The following is a 14,112-nucleotide window of genomic DNA, read 5'->3' as shown; positions in this document are numbered from 1 at the left end:
GTCCGGAGGTTCTCGTCATCGCCGATGGAGGCGACGGCGCCAACCTCATGATCAACCCGGTGGGGGTCGAGGGCGGGTGCGGGCTGCGGAGCGGACAGGTGCAGTAGGCTCGGCAGGATTCCCAGTGATCCGGGCATACCAGGATGGGGATCGGTCAACCGACTGGCCGGCAAATCAGACGGAGCGCCTCGCGCGGGTAGGGGAATGGCAGTGGTTGTGCGGCAAGTGGTGGATTCCGTCCCGCTCTCGTCCGGTGCGTGATGTCCCACCTCGACCCCTACGGTGGTGCCGAGGCCCGTGGCTGGGATCGGCCGGACCAACCCACCCAACTGCCCTGGCCTGAACCGGATCTCGACCCCGGCACCGGCCCCTGGGCCGGTCAGCCGCAGGTCGGCGCCGAACGGTACGCCACCCCGACCGCCCAGTTCGAACCGGTGCCCGGCACCGCCGGCCTCCTCGGTCACGAGGAGGCCCCGACCGGGCAGATCGAGCGGGTCCCGGCCGGTGTCGGCCTCGATCACGAGGACGCGCCGACCGCCCAGTTCGCCCCGGTGCCCGGGGAGGAACCCGCCGCCGAGCAGTCGCCCTCCGGTAAGCGTCATCGGGGTCGGCGCCGCGCAGGCGGCGGACGGCCGCCCGCCGGGCCACCGGCCCCGAGCCCCGGCCAGCCGCCGTCGACCGGCCGCGCCGGACGGAACCTGCCGGCGGCCATCTCGGTCGGCCTCGGCCTGGGGGCCCTGGTCCTGCTGCCGCTGTTCCTCTACACCCCCTCCTTCCTGCTGGTGCTCGCCGGCGCCTTCGGGGTGGGCATCTGGGAGATGTCCCGCGCGGTACGCCGGGCCCGGGCCGTGGTGCCCCTGGTACCCCTGATCGCCGGTGGGGTGCTGACGGTCACCATCGCCTGGTTCGGTGGACTGGACGCCCTGCTGCTCGGGCTGCTGGTCACGATCGCGGGCACCCTCGTCTGGCGGCTCGGGGACGGCCCGGCCAACTTCCGGCGGGACATGACCGCGGCCACCATGATCGCGGTGTACGTGCCCTTCCTCGGCGGCTTCGCCGCCCTGCTGGCGGCCTCCCCGGACGACGGGGCGTTGCGGGTGCTGGTGACCCTGGTAGCCGTGGTGCTCTCCGACACCGGGGGGTACGCCGCCGGCGCCAACTTCGGCAAGCATCCGATGGCCCCGACGATCAGCCCGAAGAAGTCCTGGGAGGGCTTGCTCGGCTCGGTCAGCGCGGCGGCGCTGGGCAGCGCTGTGCTGCTCTGGCTGCTGTTCGACGTGGCCCCGTGGTGGGGAGCGGTGTTCGGGGTGGCGGTCTCCGGTGCCGCCGTCCTCGGTGACCTCGCCGAGTCCATGATCAAGCGGGACCTCGGGGTCAAGGACATGAGCAATCTGCTGCCCGGGCACGGCGGCCTGATGGATCGCCTCGACTCGGTGCTGTTCGCCGTGCCGACGGCGTACCTGCTGCTCGTGGTCCTCGTCCCGGCGGTGAGCTGAGGCATGGCTCACGTCGGACCAGCCTTCACGGGTCCGATCCAGGCCCTCTGGCCGGGTGCGTTCCCGGTCGGGCGTGACAGACTGGACAGGTCATGACGAGTCTGCCCCTGATTCCGGTCGACCCGGACGCGCCCGGTGCGCGCCGGGCCTCGATGCCACCGCAACATCTCGCCGACCTCGATCTGGCCGGCCGAAAAGCCCTGGTCACCGACCTGGGTGAGCCGGCCTTCCGGGCCCGGCAGATCTCCACCCACTACTTCGGCCGGCTGGTACGCGACCCGGCCCAGATGACCGACCTGCCGGCGGCCTCCCGCGAGCGGCTGGCCGACCAGCTGCTGCCCAGGCTGCTCAACCCGGTGCGCGAGCTGGCCTGCGACGACGGAGCGACCCGCAAGGCGCTCTGGCGGCTGCACGACGGGTCGCTGGTGGAGAGTGTGCTGATGGGTTACTCCGATCGGGTGACCGTCTGCATCTCCAGCCAGGCCGGCTGCGGGATGGCCTGCCCCTTCTGCGCCACCGGCCAGGCCGGTCTGACCCGCAACCTCTCCACCGCCGAGATCGTCGACCAGGCGGTCTACCTGGCGGGGGTGGCCGCCTCCGGTGTGGTGGCGGGTTCACCGGCCAGGTTGTCGCATGTCGTCTTCATGGGCATGGGCGAGCCGCTGGCCAACTACAACCGGGTGGTGGCCGCGATCCGTCGGCTGGTCGCACCGGCCCCCGAGGGCCTGGGGTTGTCGCAGCGGCACATCACCGTTTCCACGGTCGGCCTGGTGCCGGCCATCCACCGACTGGCCAGCGAAGACCTCTCGGTGACTCTTGCGTTGTCGCTGCACGCCCCCGATGATGAGCTGCGCGACGAACTTGTGCCGGTCAACCAGCGCTGGAAGGTGTCCGAGGTGCTGGACGCCGCCTGGACGTACGCGGCTCGCACGGGGCGTCGTGTGTCGATCGAATACGCGATGATCAAGGACGTGAACGACCAGCCGTGGCGAGCCGACCTGCTCGGGCGGTTGCTGGCCGGCAAGCTGGCCCACGTGAACCTGATCCCACTCAATCCGACTCCGGGCAGCCGCTGGGACGCCAGCCCGAAGCCGGTGGAGCGGGAGTTCGTCCGGCGGTTGCGCGACGCCGGGGTGTCCACCACCGTTCGGGACACCCGAGGTCGCGAGATCGACGGGGCGTGTGGGCAGCTGGCCGCCGCGGAGGACATGGGCACGGACCCGGCCGGGAACCTGCCGGCATGACCGGGCGTGGCGAACGAGACCAGGAGACATAGTGGCGAGTCAGGGTCAGCGTTTCCGGCGTAAGGCGCTCCGCCGGGGATACAAGGTTGACGAGGTGGACACTTTCCTGGACCGGGTCGAGGCGACCCTCGCCGGCCAGCCGGTGGGGGCACCGGTGACCTCGCAGGAAGTCCACGACGTCGTCTTCCGGGTTCGCTTCAACGGCTACGACGAGTGGCAGGTCGACCTGCACCTCGACCGGGTCGAGCGACAGCTGGCCGAGCTTGAGGAACGGGGCACCGGCCGGGCCGGTGGCGAGGCCCGGATGAGCCCGCCGGACCGGATGGGTCCGCCCATACGCGAGGACCGGGGCATGGCCGCGATGCCCCAGCCGCCGATGCCACCCCGACCGATGCCGGCCCAGGCCGGCCCGTACAACCGCTATGACGAGCCCACCGGTGCGTTCGCCGGAGGGTACGACGCACCTCGCGGCGGCTACGACGCGCCGCGCGGCCCGGGTGGGCCGATGGGACCGGGTGCCCCCGGGGGTCCCGGCCCGATGGGTCACGGCGCCCCGCCTCGCGGCCTGCCGGCCGGGCCGGGCGGCTACGGCCCACCGGATCGGGCGGACAGCTACGGCCCCCCGGACAGCTACGGGCCGCCGGATCGGGCGGAGAAGTACGGTCTGCCGGAGCGGCCGGGCGGCTACGGGCCCCCGGACGGGCCGGGCGGTTACGGTCCGCCGGACGAGCCGCGCTTCGACGGCTTCGAAGCGGGCCGACGCGCCCGTACGGACATGACCGCGGAGATCCGTATGTCGGACCGTGACCTGCGGCGCGGCCCGGCAGGCCCCCCTGCGGTGCCGCAACAGGCCCTGGGTGGCCCCTCGATGGCGGGACCCTCGGGACCCCCGGCGGGCGGCCCGCCGATGGCCGGCCCTCCCGGCAGCGATCTCTACCAGGTGGACCAGATCCGGCGCAGTTTCCAGGTGCGTCGCTTCGGCAGCGGGTACGACCCCGACCAGGTCGACCGCTTCTTCGACACCCTCCTGGGCGGGATGGCCGGACGTAACCCGATGCCGATCAACCCGAAGGACCTGGACACGCTGCGCTTCGGCCTGGTGCAGGGTGGCTACTTCGAGGCGGAGGTCGACGCCGCCCTCAAGGACGTGCAGAACATCCTGTTCGGCCGCTGAACCGGTACCGACGAATCGGGCCCGCCCTCCGATCTCGGAGGCGGGCCCAACTCGTGTCTGCATAAGGCGGCCGTACCGGCCTGGGTCACCCGGTCGCCCCACTCCCGCAGCAGCCGACGGCACCCGGCAGCGCCTCGACGGGCGGCGCCGGGTGGTGCCGGCGGGCGGCTGGGGTCAGGAACGCAGGCCGTTGCGGCGCAGTACGGCGTCGCCGGCCACGATGAGCAGCAGGAGGGCGGCCAGGCCGATCAGCCACAGGTCCTCGACCCTGCCCTCGTGGTTGCCGCAGAGCATCGCCAGCAGCGCGAACGCGGTGAGGATCGCGCCGATCCGCCCGGCCTTGCGGTGCCCAGGCTTGTGCTGGTCTGGCGACGTTACCGGCTCGCTTCCTGCCACTGGTCGGTCCTTCCCTCGCGATCGGATCTCCGGTTAGTCTGGCACGCCCGCTGGCGGCCCTGGCGCAGGGTCCGGCCGATAGAGAAAAGATCACCCGGGACGGCCCGGCGTGGCGCACCGAACGGGCCGGTCCGAAAGCGAGCGCACGGGCCGAAGGGCCCGTCTTCGGTGGGTCGGGGGGGACTACCGGTGTCGAGGGACGGGGAGCACGCTACCTCCGGTAGCGTTTCGGCGTACGCCTTGATTTGTCTTCTTGAGGGGGAACTGCGGTGCGAGTGACCGGTACCGGGCACGCGAGCATGCGGATCGACACGGGGGCGGGCAGCATCCTGTGCGACCCGTGGGTCAATCCGGCCTACTTCGCCTCCTGGTTCCCGTTCCCGGACAACTCCCAGCTCGACTGGGAGACCCTCGGCGACGTCGACTACCTGTACGTCTCCCACCTGCACCGGGACCACTTCGACGCGGCCCACCTCAAGCGGTACGTGTCGAAGAAGGCGACCGTGCTGCTGCCGGAGTTCCCCACCTCGGAGATGGAGGACGAGTTCCGCGAGCTGGGCTTCACGAAGTTCCTGAAGACCCGCAACGAAGAGGTCGTCGAGCTGGACGGCGGCCTGAAGATCATGATCCAGGCGCTGACCAGCCCGACCGACGGCCCGATCGGTGACTCGTCGCTGTGGGTGGAGTACGACGGGGTCCGGCTGCTCAACCAGAACGACGCCCGCCCCACCGACCTGAGCACCTTCGCCGAGCTGGGCCACGTGCACGCCCACATGCTCCAGTTCTCCGGGGCGATCTGGTACCCGATGGTCTACGAGCTGCCGCAGTCGGCGAAGACCGCCTTCGGCAAGCAGAAGCGGGACCGGCAGTTCGACCGCACCTGGCGCTACATCGACGACCTGAAGGCCGACCATGTCTTCCCGATCGCCGGCCCGCCCTGCTTCCTCGACGACGAACTGTGGCAGTTCAACGACATCTTCGGCGACGAGGGGAACATCTTCCCCGACCAGTCGGTCTTCCTGACCGAGTACGCCAAGGTCGGCGGCACCAACGGCATCGTGCTGCTGCCGGGCAGCGTCTCCGAGGTCACCACCTCCGGGGCGAGCACGACCCACCCGGTGCCGGTGGAGGAGTTCTTCGCCAACAAGGTGGCCCACCTGGAGGAGATGCGCGAGCGCAAGCGCCCGATCATCGAGGGGGAGAAGGCCTCCTGGCGGCACCCCGAGATCGACGTGCTCAAGGAGCTGAAGCAGCGCATCGAGCCGCTGCTCGACGAGTCGATCTACCTGGCCAAGGGGGTGGGCGGCCCGGTCCGCTTCGACCTGGTCGGCTACGACGGCGAAAGCGTCGAGTCCATCGTGGTGGACTTCCCGGGCAAGCAGGTGCGGCCGTACGCCGACGAGAAGGTGCGCTACCGGTTCCGTACCGAGCGGGCGCTGGTCGAGCACCTGCTGCACATCGGCGAGGTGGACTGGGTCAACTCCCTCTTCCTGTCCTGCCGGTTCTCCGCCGCCCGCATCGGCCAGTACAACGAGTTCGTGTACGCCTTCTTCAAGTGCCTGTCCACCGAGCGCCTCCAGTACGCCGAGGGCTGGTACGACGAGCACGAGCGGGCAGTCGACGCCGAGGACATCACCCTGGGCGACTGGGTGGTGCAGCGCCGCTGCCCGCACCTGAAGGCGGACCTGAGCCGGTTCGGCATCGTCGACGGCGACCAGTTGACCTGCCAGCTGCACGGCTGGCGCTTCGACCTGCCCAGCGGCCGGTGCCTGACCAGTGTCGGCCACAAGGTCCGGGCCCACCGGGTAGGCGAGGAGACCGAGGTGGCCCAGCCGACGAGCTGAGCCGCCTGCCTGAGGTGTTAAGAAGGGGCCCCTTTACTACGCGAGACGTTAATAAGGTGCCCTTCCTTGCACCCGGCCGTTCAGCGGCCGAGGTCGGCGAGGATGCGGCGGGCGGCGTTGTGTCCGGCGGCGCCGATCACGCTGCCCGCCGGGTGACAACCGGCGCTGCCCGCGTACAGGCCGTCGACCCCGGTGGCGTACGGCATCCGGTCGGTGAATGAGACCGTGTTGTCGACATGGTGGATGTGTCCGCCGGTGATACCGAAATGTTCCTCGATGCCGGGCGGGGGCAGCGGCACCGCATCGGCGATCAGGTCACCGGTGCCGGGGGCGTACCGCTCGCAGATGCTCACCAGTTGGTCGACGTACCCGGGCAGCGCCGCCTCCCAGGTGGTGCCGGTCAACTCGTACGGCACCGACTGGACGAACAGGGCCGAGGAGTGGTGCCCGGCTGGGTCGGCCAGCGAGGGGTCGACCGTGGTGTGCAGGTACCACTCGATGGTCGGCTCCGCCGGCAGCCGTCCGGCCCGCACCTCGGCCCACATCGCCCGCAGCGCTGCCATCGGGGACTCGCCGCCGCCTGCGGTCAGTGACGCCGAGCCGGGCAGCAGGTGGATGGTGGAGCCGAAAGGGCTCGGGGCCTCCGGTGGCAGGCAGGAGAACCGGGGCAGGTCGCGCAGGGCCAGGTTGAGCTTGAGGGTGGTGCCGGTGCGCCGGACCGCCGTCATCCGTTCGGTCAGCTCGGTCGGCAGCGCCCCGTCGGGCACCAGCTCCATCAGCCGGTACGGGTCGCAGGCGCCGAGCACCACCTCGGCGGCGATCTCGCGGCCGTCGGCGAGCACCACCCCGCTGGCGGCACCGCCGTCCAGGGTGATCGCGGTGACCGGGGCGCCGGTGAGGATCCGGGCACCGGCCGCACGGGCCGCCTCGGCGAAGGTGCCCGAGACCGTACCCATGCCGCCCTCGACGATCATCCAGGTGCCGTCGGCATCGGGCAGCCGGCACATGTTGTGCACCAGGAAGTTGTGCCCGGTGCCGGGGTCGTCCGGGCCGGCGTTGAGCCCGGACAGGCCGTCGGTGACCGCGTACATGCTGACCAGCAGTTCGGAGCGGAACTCGAAGCGGGCCAGGTAGTCGGCGACCGAACCACGCACCAGGTCGACGAAGACCTGCTGAAGTTCGGGGCGGACGTAGCGCTGTGCGGTCTCCTCGACGGCGAGCGGCTCGGCCAGCCAGGCCGGCGCGAGATCGGCTCGCAGCGCGGCCAGTTCGGCCTGCAGCGCGTCGTCGGCGGCCACATCGGCCGGGGAGAAGAACTCGGCCAACTGCGCCCGAGTGGCCGCCGCGTCCGTGCCGAACAGCAGGTACGGCGACCCGACCCCACCCGGAGTAGGCAGAAGATAGTGCGGATCCCGCCGCAACACCGGCAGTCGCACGTCAAGCGCCGCCAACAACTCCGGCGGCATCAACCCCAGCAAGTAGGACCCAGTGGAATGCCGCAACCCCGGCACCCGGGGAAACGGGTTCTCCGTACGAGTAGCCCCACCCACCACCCCAGCACCCTCAACCACCACCACATCCAGCCCCGCCCGCGCCAACAAGATCGCGGAAACCAACCCGTTGTGCCCCGCCCCCACCACCACCACATCAACCCGCATCACCATCCCCCCACCCTAACCACCCCACCCCCACCCCTGCCCTGACCTGCGTTGATCATGAGGTTGGCGGCACTTGTGGATCTTCAGAGTGCCGCCAACCTCATGATCAACAGGGCTCAGGGGCGCGCCTCACGGCGGGTGCGCCAGGTGGAGAGGGCGAGGGTGGCGGAGTAGCCGGCCAGGACTATGACGTGGAAGAGGTAGAGCCAGAGGAGGACGGCTACGGCGGCGCCTACCTCGTCCAGGCCACCGAAGGGGAGGCCCAGGTCGAGGGGGAGGGAGGCGAACAGGACGAAGCCGTGCAGGAAGCCGGAGAGGTTCGCCGCGGTGAACGAACCCACCAGCAGGGTGGAGAGCCAGTCCGGGGAGGCGGGACCGACCACCCGGAAGACCCAGAGCAGCACCGGGGTGAGCACCAGCCACACGGCCAGGAAGGAGAGCACCACCCCTAGGGCACCGGCCCAGCCGCCCCGGCGGACCAGGCCGGTGGTGGTCGGCAGGGCCAGCAGGATGGCCAGCAGCAGCGCCGGGGCCGGCGCGAGCAGGGGCAGCAGCAACAGTCGTCCCCGCCAGCCGACCAGGTGTTCGTCCGAGCGGGGGGCGGCGACCGACACGAAGGCCCGGCGCAGCCCTTCGCCGTACAGCGAGGCGGGCAGCACCGCGGCCAGGGCCAGCCACGGGGTCAGGCCCACCCCGGCCTCGACCAGGGCGGCCACCGCGTGCGGGGCACCGATCGCGTCCGGCAGCGCCTCCACGGCGTACCCGGTGAGTCGCCGGACCTGGTCGGCTCCCGCCAGCAGGCTGGTCAGCCAGATGGCCAGCAGGGCCACCGGCACCACGGCGATCGCACCGTAGAAGGTGATCGCGGCGGCGTGCAGTGACAGGTCCCGTCCGCGTACCGGCCGGAAGGCGGCCTGGGTGATCCGCCTCGTCCGTCGCCATGCTGCACCCATCACACCTCTGTTCCCCGTACCGACTGCGGCCACGCTTCCCGGCCCGGCCGGCGATTCTGGGGGTGGGCGCGACGTAGGATCGCCAGCCATGACCGTAGCCAGCACCGACCGGCTGGTCCTGCGAGAGTGGACCGACGCGCCGACCGACCTAGCCCGGATCTACGAGATCTACTCCCGGGAAGACGTGATGCGTTGGCTGGGCGGGGGAGCGGGACGGCTGCTCGAACCGGAACAGGCCGCCGAGCGGCTGGCCACCTGGCGGCAGCGCTTCGCCCCGTACCACGGGCGGTACGGCTTCTGGGCGATCGAGGTACGCGACACCGGCAAGGTGGCGGGCAGCGTACTGCTCAAGCCGTTGCCCGGCGCGGACGGCCATACCCCGACCGAGGACATCGAGGTGGGGTGGCATCTGCACCCCGACTCCTGGGGTTACGGCTACGCCACCGAGGCGGCCCGGGCCGTGCTGGCCCGCGAGTTCGCCACCGGCAACCCCCAGGTGTACGCGGTGGTCATGCCGGGCAACGAGCGATCCATGGCGGTCTGTCGACGACTCGGCATGACCTATGTGGGCCGACGCTCCGACTGGTACGGCGGCACCGAGGTGGAGACCTTCCTCCTGACCGCTGAGTAGGTAACCAGCACCCCTCAGGCTATCGACTTGAGCTGTCGTCGCTGGTAGAACAGCCATTCAACGGCGTTGGCGATCAAGAGTCGCCACCTGCCCCCTCCTCGAAGCGAGGTATCTGCGTGGCTGTACGACGACCATTGATGGCCCTGCTCGCCGCGACGCTCCTGATCGGACCGGCATCCGCCGCCGTGGCAGCACCCCCTGACCCGGGAGAGCGCGGCCCGGCCGCTGCCTCGCCGCGCGGCCAGTCCGACACCGAACTGCCCTTCGGCGTCGGGCCTGGCAAGCGCGGACGCTCCGCCGACGCTCCCGGCCGGAAGCCCAGCCAGCCGGCCGCATCGGCGAAACTGCCCGGCAAACCGCGTAACGATGTCATCGCCGACGTGCCGGTGGAGCTGACCGACGCGTCGATCCCGCTCAACCTCATCCCGTACCACGACATCCCGGCTGCCCTGCGCAACCTGCAGCGCAGCAACCGGATCAACGTGGAGGTGATCGGCCAGTCCGTGCTCGGCCGGGACCTGCACCTGGTGGTGGCCACCGCACCGATGAGCGACGCCCAGTGGAAGACCTGGCAGCAGCTGTCGGACCTGCGGATCAGCGACCCGCACGCGGCCCAGGCCAAGCTGGCCGCCGGTGGGTACGCCAACTGGCGCACCCCGCTGTTCGTCAACAACAACATCCACGGCAACGAGTGGGAAGGCACCGACGCCAGCCTCCAGATCCTGCAGGACCTGGCCTTCTCCTCCGACCCGGCGATCGTGGACATGCTCAACAAGCACGTCTTCGCCTTCGTGGTCACCAACAACCCGGATGGGCGGGTGGCCGCTACCCGGGCCAACGCCAACGGCTTCGACATGAACCGTGACTACATCACGGCCTCGCAGCCGGAGGTCCGCGCGGTGCGGGCCCAGCTGGTCCGCTACAGCCCGTTGACCATGTTGGACATCCACGGGTACGTCAACTGCACCCTGATCGAGCCGACCACCGGTCCGCACGGTGACAACTACGAGTACGACCTGTACATCAAGCACGCCCTGCGCAACGCCCTGTCCATGGAGCGGGCCGTGCTGGCCACCGGGGAGAACCGGGCCAGCTGCACCAACTCCGACGGCACCCGGCGCAACGACATTCCGTTCCGGGACCGCACCCAGGGCTGGGACGACTGGCCGCCGATCTTCACCCCGATGTACGCGATGTACCACGGCGCCATCGGCCACACCATCGAGGTGCCGCTGAACCCCCGGGGCAACCTGACGGTCGCCGAGCGCCACGAGCGCACCCGGATCAACACCGCCGTTGCCGCCGCCACCATCCGGGGCAACTTCGAGTACGCCACCCAGAACCGCGAGGAGCTGCTCGCCAACCAGCTGGAGTGGTTCCGCCGTGGGGTGGACGGTGAGTCGACCCGGCCGATCGACGACCCGCTGGCCATCTCCCTGGCCCGCGGCGACAACATCAAGACCCACCTGCAGGACTTCGCCCGGGCGTACGTCATCCCGGCCGGTAAGGACCAGCGCAGCGCCACTGCGGCGGCCCGGCTGGTGCAGTTCATGCTCGACAACGACCTTGAGGTGCAGCGCGCCAGTCGGCCGTTCAAGCTGGGCCGTACGCACTACGAGGCCGGCACCTACGTCGTCGACATGCGTCAGGCCAAGCGGGGACTGGCCAGCACCCTGCTCGGGGTCGGGCGGGACGTGACCAACGACTTCAACGCGATGTACGACATCTCGGCCTGGAGTCACGGTCACCTGTGGGGCGCCACCGTGCAGCAGGTGGACGGCAACATCAAGCTGGACGACAAGGCGCTGCGTCCGGTGACCGAGGCCCACGCCACCGGTTCCGTGCCGCCGGGCAAGCAGTCCCACTACGGGCTGGTCGTCGACTCCGTGGCCGGCATCCAGGCCGTCAACAAGCTGCTCAACGACGGGGTACGGCTGTCCCGGACCGCCGACGGCACCTTCGTGGTGCCCGGTGACCTGTCCGTGGTCCGTCAGGTCGCCGAGGCGTACGGGGTGGAGTTCATCCGGATGACCCCGCCGCAGGTCCGCAACACCACCGGAGTGTCGAAGACCCGCCTGGGTGTCGCGGCCAACGGTGGTGAGATCTTCGCCCTGCAGCAGATGGGCTTCGAGCCGATCTCGGTGACCCACACCGCCTTCAACAACGGCACCCTGTCCTTCGCCGACTTCGACGCCTTCTTCGTCTCGACGACGTCGTTCAACCCGCTGAGCCTCAACGCCACCCAGGCCGCCGCCTTCAACCAGTGGCTGGCGAACGGCGGCACCATCGTCGGGCGCGGGTCCAGCGGCAAGCAGTTCAACGACCGCGCCGGTCTGCTCGACGTGACCATCGCGGCGGGACGCAGCGACGCCAACGGCATCGTGAAGGTGGTCAACGACCCGGCTTCGCCGATCACGGGTAACGCGCTGCCGACCGCCTTCGTCGACGCGCCGCAGTACTTCACCCGCGTCGGTGACGGCGTACGTGTCGACCAGCGCCTGGCTGCGGAGGGCTTCTTCCTCGCCGGGCACTGGGGTGGCCAGGAGGCCGCCGCCGGTCACGCGGTAGTGGTCAGTGGCGTGGCGAAGGGGGCGAACGTGACCCTGTTCGGCACGGAGCCGCTGTTCCGGGCCCACCCCGAGGGCCTCTACCCGCAGGTCGCCGCCGCCCTCTGGCAGTAAGCGATCATCCTGGGCAGTTCCCGCCGGCCTCCCGTGTCGGCGGGAACTGCCAGAGTAAATCTTGGACAGTTCCCGTTAGTCGCTAACGAGAACTGTCCAAGATTCGTTTAGAGCTGTCGGCGGGAGAGCAGGGTCCGCGCCACCCCAGCCCGGTTGATCGTGGGCGGCATGATCGATGGTGGCCCCGCCCCCGACCTTGGAAATGCCAGTTCGCGGCGAAGGCGAGACGGCTCCGTTACCTGCTGAGTCGACTGTGGAGGACGGCAGCTCACTGGACCACGGGGGAGTGGAACATGGCGGGGTTCCGGCGGGAGGGCACGACTGATGCAGCCTGGGCGGAGAACTTCCTGCGCTGGTTGATCCATCCGGTGACGGTGGCGGCCACCGCCTTGCTGATCGTCAACGACCATCTGCTGAAGGCGGTCTTTCCGGGCTGGTTGACCGGCAAGCTCAGTGATGTGGCCGGGATGGTGATGACGCCACCCCTGCTGGCCCTGGTGCTGGTCGGTGCCGTTCGACTGTGGGGGTGGTGCAGACCTGCCCTCCGGCGTACGACCGGGGAATCGGGTCTGCTGGGCGAGGTGCTCGCCGTCGGCGCGATCCTGCTGGTGGGGGTGGGGTTCACGGTGGTGAAGGCCACCGCGACGGGGGCTGCGGTGGCCTCGGCGTGGTGGAGCGTGGTCAACGGCCCGTCCGTGATCCGGGCTGATCTGACGGATCTGCTGGCTCTGCCGGCGCTGGGGCTCGCCTGGTGGACGTGGCGGTCCGCGGCGGCCCGGCCGACCCTTGCCGGTTGGCTGCGGATGGTCGCGGTGCTCGTGGTGTTGCCGATCGCCGGGCTGGGCGTCGCGGGCACCTCCGCCCCGCAGCACGACGACGCGATCGCCCTGTACGAGTGGCGCGGTGGGGTGGTCGGCGGGAACGGTAACGCCTACCACGGTGACCGGGAGCCCGACTGGTGGGACATCAGCCCGGATGACGGACTGACCTTCACGGCCCTCAAAGGTGACGATCTCGAACTGTTCCGTAGGCAGGCCCCGCCCGCAGCCTCCGGGCTGGACTGCTCGGCACGAGAGCCCACGCACTGCTTCCGGGTCGTACCGGGTCGGTTGGCGGTGCAGGATAGCCGGGACGGTGGGGCGACCTGGCGGCTGGCCTGGCAGGTCGACGAGGACGCGCGGGCGCGACTCGGCCTGCGGATGCGCGGCTTGAAGAACCCCGATGAGTACCTGTCGTCCCGTGCCCTGCTGGTGCGGGACCAGGCCGACGACGGGGTGGTGGTGCTGGTGGCGAACGGCCGGGACGGCTACGCCCGCCGCGACTCCGCCGGCCGCTGGGAACGGATCGGCTTCGGCACCACTGTCGGTGACACCTACCGGATCGAAGCCTCCGCGACGGCGATCCCGAGCGTCACCGAGGCGACCGCGATCGCCGGTCGGCGGGTGGCCCTTCCCGTGTCGGCAGCCGTGGGCAGCTTCGTGGCTCTGGTCGGCTGCGCCGCCCTGCTGGTGCGACGCGCCGGCCGACAGCGGGCCGCGCTGGTCGTCGTCGCCGGCCTGATGAGCCTGACGGGACTTGTCATGTTCGTGGAGTACGCGCTGACCGGAACGAACTCGGGTGATCCCCTGGGAACGGTCTTCACCCTGGGCGCAGCTTCCGGTTTGTCGGTGCTGCCGGCCGCTGCCCTGGTGTACGCCGTCGCCGTCGGCAGGATGGCGCCGGGCCTGGCCAGGCGGTCCTGCCTGGCGGGTCTGCTCGCCGGTGGACTGATCTGGCTGCCGTACCTGCTGCGGCTGCTGACGAACTGGCCGCAGCAGCAGGTGCTCACCGAACTCGTGGTGCTCCTGGCGGCGGGTATGGCGTTGCTCAGCATTCCGGTGGGGATTCGCCACAGCGCCCGTTTCCTCGACCAGCCGGTGCCTGCGACAGACGGCGGAGCGGAGCAGGGCGGGGGCTAGTCGTACCAGTGGTGGCCGCTCTGCACTGGCCAGGAAATGGTGTTGCGGCCAGGTCGGCGGTAATTACGATCATGGTT

Annotated in this window: 10 protein-coding genes; 7 read left to right on the top strand and 3 right to left on the bottom strand. The window is 70.4% G+C overall.

What is annotated here, in order from left to right:
• Positions 1–260: 260 nt before the first annotated feature.
• From ACGFIK_RS01575 to ACGFIK_RS01565, 3 genes are all read left to right on the top strand, one after another.
• Positions 261–1,496: a phosphatidate cytidylyltransferase gene (locus ACGFIK_RS01575; RefSeq protein WP_327027230.1), complete on the top strand. Its 1,236-nt coding sequence runs from the start codon at positions 261–263 to the stop codon at positions 1,494–1,496.
• 92 nt (positions 1,497–1,588) lie between these two features.
• Positions 1,589–2,740, top strand: a complete 1,152-nt coding sequence (gene rlmN, locus ACGFIK_RS01570; RefSeq protein WP_327022241.1) for a 23S rRNA (adenine(2503)-C(2))-methyltransferase RlmN — start codon at positions 1,589–1,591, stop codon at positions 2,738–2,740.
• Between the two features lie 31 nt (positions 2,741–2,771).
• Complete coding sequence (locus ACGFIK_RS01565; RefSeq protein ID WP_327022240.1) at positions 2,772–3,914, top strand: DivIVA domain-containing protein; 1,143 nt, start codon at positions 2,772–2,774, stop codon at positions 3,912–3,914.
• Between the two features lie 174 nt (positions 3,915–4,088).
• Here the strand turns inward: ACGFIK_RS01565 and ACGFIK_RS01560 are convergent, their stop codons facing one another.
• Positions 4,089–4,310 (bottom strand): DUF2631 domain-containing protein, encoded by a 222-nt coding sequence (locus ACGFIK_RS01560; RefSeq protein ID WP_327022239.1) that lies wholly within the window; start codon positions 4,308–4,310, stop codon positions 4,089–4,091.
• Positions 4,311–4,579: 269 nt separating this feature from the next.
• Between ACGFIK_RS01560 and ACGFIK_RS01555 the strand changes: the two genes are divergently transcribed.
• Positions 4,580–6,154, top strand: coding sequence for a Rieske 2Fe-2S domain-containing protein (locus tag ACGFIK_RS01555; RefSeq protein WP_327022238.1), 1,575 nt, complete (start codon positions 4,580–4,582; stop codon positions 6,152–6,154).
• An 80-nt stretch (positions 6,155–6,234) separates the two neighbouring features.
• Here the strand turns inward: ACGFIK_RS01555 and ACGFIK_RS01550 are convergent, their stop codons facing one another.
• A complete protein-coding gene (locus tag ACGFIK_RS01550; RefSeq protein ID WP_327022237.1) occupies positions 6,235–7,818 on the bottom strand; it encodes an NAD(P)/FAD-dependent oxidoreductase in 1,584 nt (527 codons plus the stop codon).
• Between the two features lie 110 nt (positions 7,819–7,928).
• Positions 7,929–8,765, bottom strand: a complete 837-nt coding sequence (locus tag ACGFIK_RS01545) for a YhjD/YihY/BrkB family envelope integrity protein (protein ID WP_327022236.1) — start codon at positions 8,763–8,765, stop codon at positions 7,929–7,931.
• A gap of 88 nt (positions 8,766–8,853) precedes the next feature.
• Between ACGFIK_RS01545 and ACGFIK_RS01540 the strand changes: the two genes are divergently transcribed.
• From ACGFIK_RS01540 to ACGFIK_RS01530, 3 genes are all read left to right on the top strand, one after another.
• Positions 8,854–9,396, top strand: coding sequence for a GNAT family N-acetyltransferase (locus ACGFIK_RS01540; protein ID WP_327022235.1), 543 nt, complete (start codon positions 8,854–8,856; stop codon positions 9,394–9,396).
• A gap of 116 nt (positions 9,397–9,512) precedes the next feature.
• Positions 9,513–12,077 (top strand): M14 family metallopeptidase, encoded by a 2,565-nt coding sequence (locus tag ACGFIK_RS01535; protein WP_393337165.1) that lies wholly within the window; start codon positions 9,513–9,515, stop codon positions 12,075–12,077.
• A gap of 293 nt (positions 12,078–12,370) precedes the next feature.
• Positions 12,371–14,035 (top strand): hypothetical protein, encoded by a 1,665-nt coding sequence (locus ACGFIK_RS01530; protein WP_327022233.1) that lies wholly within the window; start codon positions 12,371–12,373, stop codon positions 14,033–14,035.
• Positions 14,036–14,112 lie beyond the last annotated feature (77 nt).

The sequence above is a fragment of the Micromonospora sp. NPDC048871 genome, assembly GCF_043198155.1.
Classification (GTDB): Bacteria; Actinomycetota; Actinomycetes; order Mycobacteriales; family Micromonosporaceae; genus Micromonospora.
This window is presented reverse-complemented; position numbering and strand designations above follow the sequence as displayed.

Bases quoted from the DNA above. Each gene is read 5' to 3' on its own strand.
- ACGFIK_RS01550 (WP_327022237.1), bottom strand. From the start codon at position 7,818: ATGGTGATGCGGGTTGATGTGGTGGTGGTGGGGGCGGGGCACAACGGG.
- ACGFIK_RS01575 (WP_327027230.1), top strand. From the start codon at position 261: ATGTCCCACCTCGACCCCTACGGTGGTGCCGAGGCCCGTGGCTGGGAT.
- rlmN (WP_327022241.1), top strand. From the start codon at position 1,589: ATGACGAGTCTGCCCCTGATTCCGGTCGACCCGGACGCGCCCGGTGCG.
- ACGFIK_RS01545 (WP_327022236.1), bottom strand. From the start codon at position 8,765: ATGGGTGCAGCATGGCGACGGACGAGGCGGATCACCCAGGCCGCCTTC.
- ACGFIK_RS01540 (WP_327022235.1), top strand. From the start codon at position 8,854: ATGACCGTAGCCAGCACCGACCGGCTGGTCCTGCGAGAGTGGACCGAC.
- ACGFIK_RS01530 (WP_327022233.1), top strand. From the start codon at position 12,371: ATGGCGGGGTTCCGGCGGGAGGGCACGACTGATGCAGCCTGGGCGGAG.